This window comes from Streptococcus alactolyticus, from assembly GCF_042649785.1.
GTDB lineage: Bacteria > Bacillota > Bacilli > Lactobacillales > Streptococcaceae > Streptococcus > Streptococcus alactolyticus.
Genome location: NZ_JBHRZX010000012.1, coordinates 52,508 through 63,418 on the forward strand (window position 1 = coordinate 52,508; position 10,911 = coordinate 63,418).

8 protein-coding genes are annotated in these 10,911 nt (G+C 41.7%); 2 read left to right on the forward strand and 6 right to left on the reverse strand.

Annotation, left to right across the window (positions count from 1 at the left end; all coding sequences use genetic code 11):
* Positions 1-66 precede the first annotated feature (66 nt).
* Positions 67-1,209: a tRNA guanosine(34) transglycosylase Tgt gene (tgt, locus tag ACFORE_RS03085; RefSeq protein WP_154454927.1), complete on the reverse strand. Its 1,143-nt coding sequence runs from the start codon at positions 1,207-1,209 to the stop codon at positions 67-69.
* Positions 1,210-1,391: 182 nt separating this feature from the next.
* Here tgt and ACFORE_RS03090 point away from each other — a divergent pair, with 182 nt between their 5' ends.
* Positions 1,392-2,153, forward strand: coding sequence for a DUF975 family protein (locus tag ACFORE_RS03090; RefSeq protein ID WP_235280833.1), 762 nt, complete (start codon positions 1,392-1,394; stop codon positions 2,151-2,153).
* Between the two features lie 47 nt (positions 2,154-2,200).
* Here the strand turns inward: ACFORE_RS03090 and perR are convergent, their stop codons facing one another.
* The 5 genes from perR to ACFORE_RS03115 all read right to left on the reverse strand — a co-directional run bounded on the left by perR (position 2,201) and on the right by ACFORE_RS03115 (position 8,608).
* On the reverse strand, positions 2,201-2,695 hold the full coding sequence (perR, locus tag ACFORE_RS03095; protein ID WP_154454925.1) for a peroxide-responsive transcriptional repressor PerR: 495 nt from the start codon (positions 2,693-2,695) through the stop codon (positions 2,201-2,203).
* A gap of 178 nt (positions 2,696-2,873) precedes the next feature.
* Positions 2,874-3,299 carry a CoA-binding protein gene (locus ACFORE_RS03100; protein WP_154454924.1) on the reverse strand — a complete coding sequence of 142 codons (426 nt, stop codon included), beginning with the start codon at positions 3,297-3,299 and terminating at the stop codon, positions 2,874-2,876.
* A gap of 87 nt (positions 3,300-3,386) precedes the next feature.
* Positions 3,387-6,023 carry a DNA polymerase I gene (gene polA / locus ACFORE_RS03105; protein WP_235281165.1) on the reverse strand — a complete coding sequence of 879 codons (2,637 nt, stop codon included), beginning with the start codon at positions 6,021-6,023 and terminating at the stop codon, positions 3,387-3,389.
* A 227-nt stretch (positions 6,024-6,250) separates the two neighbouring features.
* Entirely contained in the window at positions 6,251-7,198 is a 948-nt protein-coding gene (locus tag ACFORE_RS03110) for an AEC family transporter (RefSeq protein WP_293963594.1), read from the reverse strand.
* A gap of 117 nt (positions 7,199-7,315) precedes the next feature.
* The gene (locus tag ACFORE_RS03115) at positions 7,316-8,608 is read right to left on the reverse strand and encodes an adenylosuccinate synthase (protein ID WP_293963596.1); all 1,293 of its coding nucleotides are present in this window, start codon (positions 8,606-8,608) and stop codon (positions 7,316-7,318) included.
* A gap of 406 nt (positions 8,609-9,014) precedes the next feature.
* On the opposite strand from ACFORE_RS03115, the gene gshAB reads away from it, so the two are divergent.
* Positions 9,015-10,911, forward strand: a 1,897-nt coding sequence (gshAB, locus tag ACFORE_RS03120; protein ID WP_380434961.1) for a bifunctional glutamate--cysteine ligase GshA/glutathione synthetase GshB, incomplete at its 3' end; no start/stop codon positions are given.

Genomic DNA, 10,911 nt, shown 5'->3' on the forward strand with positions numbered 1-10,911 from the left:
ACCCCTCCTTTATTTATAAACCATTATAACACAAAAAGACCCAACCTTGACAGGTTGAGTGAAGTCTCAGAAATTACGGTCGCTTCGATTGTAACCGTAGCGTTCAAAGAAATCTTCACGAAATTCCAAAAGATTGTCATCCATAATGGCTTGACGGACTTTTTTCATCAAGTTGACAAGGAAGTAAAGGTTGTGGTAACTTGTCAAACGCAAACCAAAGGTTTCATCAGCTTTTAGCAAATGACGGATGTAAGCACGCGTGTAATTGCGGCAAGTGTAGCAATCACAGTCATGGTCAAGCGGTGTAAAGTCTTCGGCATATTGGGCGTTTTTAACCACCAAACGTCCTTCGCTGGTCATGCAGGTACCGTTTCGAGCGATACGCGTTGGCAAGACACAGTCAAACATATCAATTCCTCGGATAACCCCATCAATCAAGCTATCAGGTGCTCCAACACCCATCAAGTAACGTGGTTTATTTTCAGGCAAAATAGGCACCGTGAAATCCAAAACCGCGTTCATTTCGGCGTGTGATTCCCCAACAGCTAAACCACCGATAGAATATCCTGGAAAATCCATGCTAACCAAGTCATGAGCTGACTGGCGGCGAAGGTCTTCAAATCCAGCCCCTTGCACGATACCAAACAAGCCTTGGTCATGTGGTCGGCGGTGTGCTTTCAAACCACGTTCTGCCCAACGGCTAGTACGCTCGATAGATTTTTTAACGTAATCATAAGGTTGGTAGAATTGTGGGCATTCATCAAAACTCATCATGATATCAGAACCCAAATTATTCTGAATCGAAATGGCTTTTTCTGGAGAGAGGAACATCTTAGCACCGTTGAGGTGGTTTTTAAAGGTTACCCCTTCTTCTGTGATATTACGCGTTTCTGCTAATGAATAAACCTGAAAACCACCACTATCTGTCAAGATGGCTTGGTCCCAATTCATAAATTTGTGCAGACCGCCAGCACGCGCAATCAAATCATCACCTGGACGCAACCAAAGGTGATAGGTATTGGCCAAAATAATACCAGAACCCATTTCTTTGAGTTCTTCTGGGGATTGAGTCTTAACAGTAGCCTGCGTTCCCACAGGCATAAACATTGGTGTCGGGAAAGTGCCGTGCGGTGTGATAATCTCACCCAAACGCGCTCCCGTGTGTTTTTCTTTCTTAATTAAACGATATTTAATGGGATAATCTGTCATATTTTCTCCTAGCTACCACAAAAAACAGTTGTGGGCAATGTCAATACATTCTCAAAATAATGGTAAAAATAACCTTTACGATTCTACCAAAAAAGTAGCTGTTTGTCATGCAGTTCTTATTATATGCTATTTCTAATACAATATGTTATAATAAAAAGCACGATTAAAGGAGGTTTTTTGACATGACTGCTTCAGAAACACGCCGACAAGCGCGAGAGTTTCTTAAAACACTGACTGGTAAATACCAGCTCTTTATTGTTACTATCATTTTATCTATTTTAACCATTTCCCTATCTTACCGTCAAACCATCGTTTCTTATGGTGATGTGACCACATTTGTGAATTTTTCAACCTCACTTCCACCACTTATTCAAATTTTATTGACCCTATTTTTAGCGTCAGCAAGTTATGCGGTGCTTGATGTGCTACGTGCCAAAAGAACCGAAGTGAGCGTTTCAGACAATATGATTGTCTTTTCAAACGAACTCTTTTGGAAATTTGTTGTGACAGCTATTGTTAAATGGTTCTTCATTTTCTTGTGGTCTTTGATTGCTATTGCTGGTGGTGTGATTTTATCACTTGGTATGGTCGTTAGCGTTGACAACAACCTAGCTGGTTCTGCTATCATTTTCGTTGGTTGCGCTATGGCTCTTATTGGAACATTCTTTGCCATCATGAAGCAATACGCTTATAGTATGACGACATACGTGCTTTACGACGAAGTCAACAACGGTACTTACCGAGGACCTCGTCAAGTGATTGCCAAAAGCCAAGCCTTGATGGATGGTAACAAATGGCGTTTCTTCTGCCTTGAGTTTAGCTTCATCGGTTGGGATATTTTGACCGCCCTTACCTTTGGTTTGCTTTACTTCTACACGCTACCATACAGAACAACTGCAAACCTTATCTTCTACGAAAACTTGCTTGAACAAGAAGAAATCTAAAAAAAGCCTTTCAGCCAGTAGTGGTTGAAAGGCTTTTTTATTGTCCCTCATTCTTCATAAAGAGCAAGGGGTGAGCGTCCTGATTGCTTGACATCTTCTTGACACTTGGGGCAAAGACCGTGGGCGGTTACCTGTATTTTTGTGATTTGGTAGCCCGTTTGCTCGTAAGCTTCTTTTCCAATGTCAATCGCATCCACATCCATAAAATCAGCGATGGCACCGCAGCATTTGCAAATGATATTGATGTGCTGGTGTCCCATAAAATCATAGTAAGTGGTTGGATTGTTTGTGACCTTTAATTCCGTCACAAATCCCTCATCGACTAAAACTTTTATATTATTATAAACCGTTGCCAAACTCAAACTTGGGTGTTCTGGCAACAAATCTTTGTAAATTTTATCGGCACTAGGATGCTCGGTGCTATTTATCAGATAAGCAATGATAGCTTTACGTGTTTCCGTGATACGAATGTGTTTTGCCCTTAAATGCTCAATCACATTTTCATAAGCATCTAATGGACGATGATGGGTATGAATATCCATAGCAAAGCCTCCTTCCTCGTTTGCTGTATTCATTATAACACAGTTTAAAAGCTAAGAAAGAAAGCGGTGCTCGTTTTATTTTTGTCTTTATCGACAAAAAATTCTTGAAATTCATTTTATATATAATGCAAAAAGAGCATAAAAACTGAGAGTCGCTTTCTGCGAACTCTCAGTTTTTTCATAATAAGTTTTGATATTCAATCTTGATGCATTTATTCATGACGATGTTATCACGGCCTGCAGCTTGTAACAGATCAGCAGCTTCTTGGCTTTCTAGACCAAGTTGTGCCCAGAAAATATCGGCATCTGTTTCTAGGAAATCTTTAGCGACTTCTGGAAGAAATTCACTGCGTCTGAAAACATCCACAATATCAATGTGAACAGGAACATCTTGCAACCTAGCATAAGCTGTTTCATTTAAAACCTTCTGCCCTGCTAATTTGGGATTGACAGGAATAATAGTGTAGCCTGCTTCTTGCATGATCTTAGAAACACGGTAAGCAGCACTGTCCTCACGATGAGATAGCCCAACCACAGCAATGGTTTTAGCATTTTTCAGATAGTCCGCTATCACGGTTTGGCTCGGATTTTGGAAAGTAGTCATCGCAGAAACCTCCTAAAAATGTCTTTTCTTCAGTATAACACACTTCTTTCTAAAAATGAGATGACAAACCTTGCCATCTCATGTCTTTTATTTAGCTTCGTACCAAGTTTGCCCTGCATTTTCGTCTGCAATAAGTGGTACTGACAAATCAATTGCAGATTCCATGGTTTCTTTAACCAATTTTTTAACGGTTTCAAGCTCATCTTTTGGCACTTGAAGAATGATTTCATCGTGCACTTGCAGCAACATTTTAGTCTTGAATTGTCCCTCAACCAAGGCTTTATCAAGGTTAATCATGGCAATTTTGAGAATATCGGCAGCACTTCCTTGAATAGGCGAATTGATAGCGGTACGTTCGGCAAATTGACGGACGTTGAAGTTGCGAGCATTGATATCTGGCAACTCACGGCGGCGGTGGAAGAGTGTTTCCACATAGCCTTTATCTTTGGCATCACGCACCACGCGCTCCATGTAATTCTTGATGCCTGGGTAGCGTTCAAAGTACGTGTCAATGTACTGCTTGGCCAATTTCCGCGGAATGCCTAAGTTGTTGGCAAGCCCATAGTCTGAAATACCATAGACAATACCAAAGTTTACTGCCTTAGCATTGCGACGGTCATTTGGCGTCACGTCTTCTGGCTTGTCAATACCAAAGACACGCATGGCAGTTGAGGTGTGGATATCTGCTCCCTCACGGAAAGCCGCAATCAAATGCTCATCATTTGAAATGTGGGCAAGCACACGCAATTCAATTTGCGAGTAGTCCGAACTCAACAAGAACTCATCTTCTGTTTCAGGCACAAAAGCTTTTCGAATCAAGCGCCCTTGTTCCAAACGCACAGGGATATTTTGCAAGTTCGGGTCCACACTTGATAGACGTCCTGTCTGCGTCAAATCTTGCAAATAGCGGGTATGGATTTTGCCGTCTTGTAAAATGAAATCCTGCAAACCAACGATATAAGTGGATTGGAGCTTGGCAATTTGGCGGTATTCCAAAATTTTAGACACAATTGGAGAAATCGGGGCCAAACGTTCCAAAACATCTACGGCCGTTGAATAGCCTGTCTTGGTTTTCTTGGTGTAGCTAGTTGGCAACTGCATCTTGTCAAACAACAATTCACCCAATTGTTTTGGTGAGTTGATGTTGAATTCCATGCCTGCTAGGTCATAGATTTCCTGTGTCAATTCGTCAATAACGGCTTGGTTGGCTGCTTCCATATCTTGCAAGGTCGCTTTTTTTACGGAAATACCTGCGATTTCCATTTTCGCCAAGACATTTGCTAAAGGTTGCTCCATGTCAACTAACAAACTGGCTTGTTGGTGCTCAGCCAATTTGTCTAACATGGCTTGTTCTGAGTCGTTCAAAACAATGATTTTACGAGCTAAATGGCTGAGCAGCACCGCTTTTTCAGGAACAGCACGCTTAACGCCCTTGCCATAAACGGCCTCATCACTATCCAAAACGTGGTTGGTGTAAAGTCTAGCAATGGTTGACAACTCATTGTCCTCAACCGTTGATAAGAGGTACTTGGCAAGACGGCTGTCAAAGGCTGGCGCTGGCAAATCAATGCCTAAATGACTGAGTAGGACCTTGCTCCGTTTGAAATCGTAGGTCTTGATTGGCTTAGCCAAAGCGGCTTGGAACAAATCATCTTTGAGGAGTTCAAGATTGGTTGACGCATAAATCGCCTTGTCATTTCCCCAAGCAAAGCCAATGATAGGCTCAACGTGGTAATTGTCGCCCAAAATTTCAAAATAGAAAAATTGGTCATCTGTGAACATATCCGCACGCAAGCTGTCCACTTCTGTATAAGCCACGTCAAATGTTTCTTGCTTCTTAGGAGCACCTAAGCTGTCTTTAAACTGCTTGAAGCCCATGTCATCGTAAAAAGGCACCAATTTATCCAAATTAGGTCCTTGGTAGGCAATATCATCCAAACCAATGGTGATAGGAGCCGTCACATCAATGGTCGCCAAGGTCTTAGACAAGAAAGCTTGCTCTTTGTCGTTAATCAAGTTTTCCTTCATCTTAGACTTTTTCATGCCGTCAATGTTGTCATAAATGCCTTCCAGACTGCCGTATTCTAAGAGCAGTTTCAGACCTGTCTTTTCACCGATTTTGGTCACGCCAGGGATGTTGTCCGATTTATCCCCCATCAATGCCTTAAGATCAATGAATTGTTTGGGTGTGATACCCATTTTTTCCATGAGGTAAGCTGGGGTAAAGGCTTCAAATTCAGCCACGCCTTTTTTGGAAATCTCAACCGTGGTGTTGTTATCCGCCAGCTGAATCAAATCCTTGTCCCCGCTGACAATAGTCACATCGTACTCGTCTTCGTTTTCGGCTAATTTATCCAAAGTTCCGATGATGTCGTCAGCCTCGTAATTCACCAAATCGTAAAAAGTAATGCCCAAGGCGGTCAACATCTCACGAATGTAAGGCAGCTGCTCACGAAATTCTTCTGGCGTCTTGGCACGACCAGCCTTGTAATCTTCGTACATTTCCGTACGGAAAGTGGTCTTACCCGCATCAAAAGCCACCAAAACGTGCGTTGGCTGCACACGCTCTAGCAAGTGATTTAACATGAGGTGAAAGCCGTAAATGGCATTGGTATGCAAACCTGTTCGGTTTTTAAAACGGTCAATCTGATTGTATAAGGCAAAAAAAGCACGGTAGGCAACCGATGACCCGTCAATTAAAAGTAATTTTTTCTTGTTTTCCATGGCTTTATTATAACACATCTTGAGCTATCTCCTCTCCTCTTACGCACGATAGCTTGGCAAATGCTAACATTTAAATTTTCTTTAAGGCAATCCTTTTATACTATAGTCATTCCTAAAACTTTTCCAGTTAGTACCGCTAACTGACTATCATCCTAACAGACAGTTGCTGGAAGGATGTATCTTTTTCATAATCTCCTTAAAGTCTAGCCTAGCTAGGCTTTTTGTTTTTAGCCTAACAAGCTAACCAAAGACATCAAAATAGGCACAACCAGCAAGGTGAGTAGGGTGGATTCGGTAACCATAATAGCCGCATAATCCGCATCGGCACCGTACAATTTGGCTACGACAGGAGCATTGGTCATCACGGGCATCGCTGATTGGAGGATAAAGACTTGTTTCATCAGGGTCGGCATCGGCGTATGGCTCACGATGAGAAACATCAACAGCGGAGCTATGATAAAACGTCCCCCAAGCACCAACAAGATATCCTTGTTAAAACGCAACTGTGACAAACCAGCGTTAGCAATTGCCATACCAATAAAAAGCATAGACAAAGGAATGGTGAGATTGCCCAAATACTGCAAATCACTCATGAGAAAATCAGGCACATGAATGCCCAACAAGACCAATACCACTCCTAAAATGAAACCTAACAAAGGTGGTGAAAAGATTTTTCGCAAGCTATCCCGCCAATCAAAAGAGGGCGAAGCTTGCCCATCCATTTGAATCAAATAAGTCCCGATGGTCCAAAAGAAGGTCGTGTTGCACATATAATACACCAAAACATACGGAATGCTTTTGTCCCCAAAAAGGGCTTGGTTGATGGGGAGTCCGACAAAAATGGTATTGGAATTAAAAAACATGGAGATAAATAAGCCACGGTGCTGCTTTTCAACGGCAAATACTTGAGCAACCCCAACCGCGATAGCCAGCAAAATAACCATCGAAAGAGCTGGGAAACGCAATTGTGGTAACATATTCCCCAATTCAGCCGCCGTAAAACGATTGGTAATGGTAAAAATCATATAGCAGGGTAAGGCCAGCTGCGTGACGAGCTTGGCTATCAAAGACGGTGTCTTGGCGTCAAACCAACCTCTCTTGGTCAGCACATAGCCCACCACAATCATCACTAAGATAATCAAAACCCCTGAGATGCTATTTACAAAAGTTGTCATGGCTACTTCCTCTCAATTACAATGCTTTCAGTATAGCACATTTTTCTTGGCAATTTCTAGAGCAAAAAAGACGCGATTTCTATGAGAAATCACGTCTTTGTTCATTTGTCTGTTTTCTTAGATATTTGCCCAAACAGATTCAAGGATGTTGGTTTGGTCACGGTCTGGACCAACTGAGAAGGTTGAAATACGAACCCCTACAAGTTCACCAACACGACGAACGTAGTTACGAGCGTTTTCTGGAAGTTCATCAAGGCTACGGCAGCCTGTGATGTCTTCTGACCAACCTGGCAATTCTTCGTAGATTGGTTTGCAACGTTTCAATTGTTCAAGGCTTGCTGGGTAATGGTCGATGCGTTCACCATCAAGGTCATAAGCCACACAAATCTTAACTGTATCAAGACCTGAAAGCACGTCAATTGAGTTGAGTGACAAGTTTGTGATACCAGAAACACGGCGGCTGTGACGCATAACAACTGAGTCAAACCAACCCACACGACGTGGACGTCCAGTTGTTGTACCGTATTCATGTCCCACTTCACGGATGCGATCGCCCACTTCATCTAACAATTCTGTTGGGAATGGACCATCTCCGACACGGCTTGTGTAGGCTTTACATACACCAACAACTTTGTTGATTTTACTTGGACCAACACCAGATCCGATAGTTACCCCACCAGCTACTGGGTTAGAAGAAGTTACAAATGGGTACGTTCCTTGGTCAATATCAAGCATGACACCTTGTGCCCCTTCAAAAAGAACACGTTTACCAGCGTCTAGGGCATCGTTTAAAATCACTGACGTATCTGTCACGTAATCTTTAATGCGTTGACCATATTCATAGTATTCTTCGAAAATGTCGTCAAATTGAATTGGTTCGCATTCGTACATTTTTTCGAAGAGACGATTTTTTTCTTCCAAGTTCACGCGCAAGCGTTCTGCAAAGATATCTTTGTCCAAAAGGTCAGCAATTCGGATACCAACACGGGCTGCTTTGTCCATGTAAGCAGGACCAATTCCTTTGTTTGTTGTTCCAATTTTATTGGCACCTTTAGACGTTTCTTGCAAACGATCTAGTTTGATATGGTAAGGCAAAATCACGTGTGCACGGTCAGAAATGCGAAGGCTATCTGTTGTCACGCCTTCTTTGTGCAAGTAATCAAGCTCTGTTACCAATGATTTTGGATTGATCACCACACCATTTCCGATAACAGAAATTTTTTCTGGGAAGAAAATTCCTGATGGAATCAAGTGCAATTTGAATTTTTTACCATCGATAACGATTGTGTGTCCAGCATTGTCTCCACCTTGATAACGTGCGATTACCTCAGCGTCTTGAGACAAAAAATCTGTAATCTTACCTTTACCTTCATCACCCCATTGGGTACCAACAACTACTACTGATGTCATAATCTGTTCGATATGGATACCATGCCTATGTCAAGGCAGCTAAAATCAGCCTAAAAACTTGTTTTAACAGTCTTTTTGAAGCAATAGACTGGTATCTTCGTCCTTTCTGCACGACTTGGCAGGAATCTCACCTGCGAGTTTGTTTTACAATTTATTATATGACTTTTCTGTGTTTTTTTCAATATTTGACCTTGAGATTTTATTTTTTCCGAACTTTTTTTGAAAAAACGGCTTTTTTTCATATATTTTCTCTCATAGTTAAAATATTCAAACAACTCTTGGTAAAGCAAAACTTTTTTCATAGCAAATCTTTGCATTTTCAGACGCTTTTCCATAGAATAAATTTACATTAAAATGTATACCGTTTACATCATAATCATAGTAATTAGAGTAGCGAGGAATTACCATGTCACTTAATGGTTTACTAGAAAAATCACCAGCGACTTTGCCTATTCTTCAAGCAACTTTTGGGTTAGAAAGAGAAAGTCTTCGAATTGGAAAAGACCACCGTATCGCACAAACTGACCACCCTGCTTGCCTAGGCAGTCGCTCCTTTCACCCTTACATTCAGACGGACTACAGTGAAGCACAGCTAGAACTTATCACGCCTATCGCTCATTCCACAAAAGAAGCGCTCCGCTTTTTGGGAGCACTGACTGATGTTGCTGGCCGTTCCATCGATAAGTCTGAATACCTCTGGCCTTTATCAATACCACCAAAACTATGTGAAACAGACATTCACATTGCCAAGCTAGAGGATGACTACGAGTGCTACTACAGAAAACACTTGGCTGACGTTTATGGAAAAACACTGCAATCAATGTCTGGTATTCACTTCAACATGGAGCTTGGAAAAGATTTGGTCGCAAGCCTTTTTAAAGAAAGCGGCTATCAGTCTATTATTGATTTTAAGAATGATATTCACCTTAAATTAGCTCAGAATTTCCTACGTTTTCGTTGGCTTTTAACTTATCTGTATGGGGCTTCGCCAATAGCTGAAGAAGGCTTTTTTAGTAAAACTTTAGCCAAGCCCGTTCGCTCTATCCGAAACAGTCACTTAGGTTATGTTAATCATAAAGACATTCAGGTTTCTTACGAAAGCTTGGAAAAATACATTTCCGATATTGAGGCTTACATAGCTTCTGGCAAGTTGATTGCTGAAAAAGAATTTTACTCTGCGGTTCGCCTGCGTGGCAGCAAGCATGTTCGTGACTATCTGACAAATGGTGTCACTTACCTTGAACTGCGCACTTTTGACCTCAATCCTTTTGATAACCGTGGAATTACTCAAGAGACACTTGATACCGTGCACCTTTTTGTTCTTGCGCTTCTTTGGTTAGATAGTAGCTCTGCTATTGACCAAGACATCACAGAGGCTAGCAAGCTAAATGACAAAATTGCACTTAGCCACCCTCTAGATAAATTGCCTGAAGATGCTCCCGTCGAAATCATCCTTTTAGCTATGCAAGGAATTGTCGATTACTTTGAATTATCTGACTATTATCAAGGGCTTATCGATGCTATCAAAAATCAGATTGAGCATCCTGAACAAACTATCGCTGGACGCTTGCTAGAAGAGATTGACACCCTATCATTAGAATCTTTTGGGCAAAAACAAGGTCAAGCCTTTCACGATTATGCTTGGCAAGCCCCTTACGCACTCAAAGGCTATGAAAGCATGGAATTATCAACACAATTATTGATGTTTGATGCCATCCAAAAAGGTGTTCACTTAGAGATTCTCGACGAAAACGACCAATTCATCAAACTTTGGCACGGTGACCACGTCGAATACGTTAAAAATGCCAACATGACCGGCAAAGACAGCTACATCACACCACTTATCATGGAAAATAAAGTTGTCACTAAAAAACTATTGTCAAAAGCTGGTTTCCCAGTTCCAAAAGGTGAAGAATTCGCTGATAAAGCTGCTGCGCTCCGCTATTTCTCACAAATCAAAGACAAAGCTATCGTCGTCAAACCAAAATCAACTAACTTTGGACTTGGTATTTCTATTTTCAAGGAATCTGCCGACCTAACAGCTTATCAAAAAGCCTTGGATATCGCCTTTGCTGAAGATGATACTGTTCTTATTGAAGAATTCATTTCAGGTACGGAATACCGCTTTTTCGTCCTAGATGGCAAATGTGAAGCTGTGCTACTGCGTGTTCCTGCTAACGTCGTCGGAGACGGCAAGTACACCATCGCTCAATTAGTAGAGATGAAAAATCAAGACCCACTACGTGGACGTGACCACCGTTCTCCACTTGAAATCATTGACCTTGGCGATGTTGAAAAGCTCA

Bases quoted from the DNA above. Each gene is read 5' to 3' on its own strand.
- ACFORE_RS03100 (WP_154454924.1), bottom strand. From the start codon at position 3,299: ATGACTACTTTCCAAAATCCGAGCCAAACCGTGATAGCGGACTATCTG.
- tgt (WP_154454927.1), bottom strand. From the start codon at position 1,209: ATGACAGATTATCCCATTAAATATCGTTTAATTAAGAAAGAAAAACAC.
- ACFORE_RS03090 (WP_235280833.1), top strand. From the start codon at position 1,392: ATGACTGCTTCAGAAACACGCCGACAAGCGCGAGAGTTTCTTAAAACA.
- ACFORE_RS03115 (WP_293963596.1), bottom strand. From the start codon at position 8,608: ATGACATCAGTAGTAGTTGTTGGTACCCAATGGGGTGATGAAGGTAAA.
- polA (WP_235281165.1), bottom strand. From the start codon at position 6,023: ATGGAAAACAAGAAAAAATTACTTTTAATTGACGGGTCATCGGTTGCC.
- ACFORE_RS03110 (WP_293963594.1), bottom strand. From the start codon at position 7,198: ATGACAACTTTTGTAAATAGCATCTCAGGGGTTTTGATTATCTTAGTG.
- perR (WP_154454925.1), bottom strand. From the start codon at position 2,695: ATGGATATTCATACCCATCATCGTCCATTAGATGCTTATGAAAATGTG.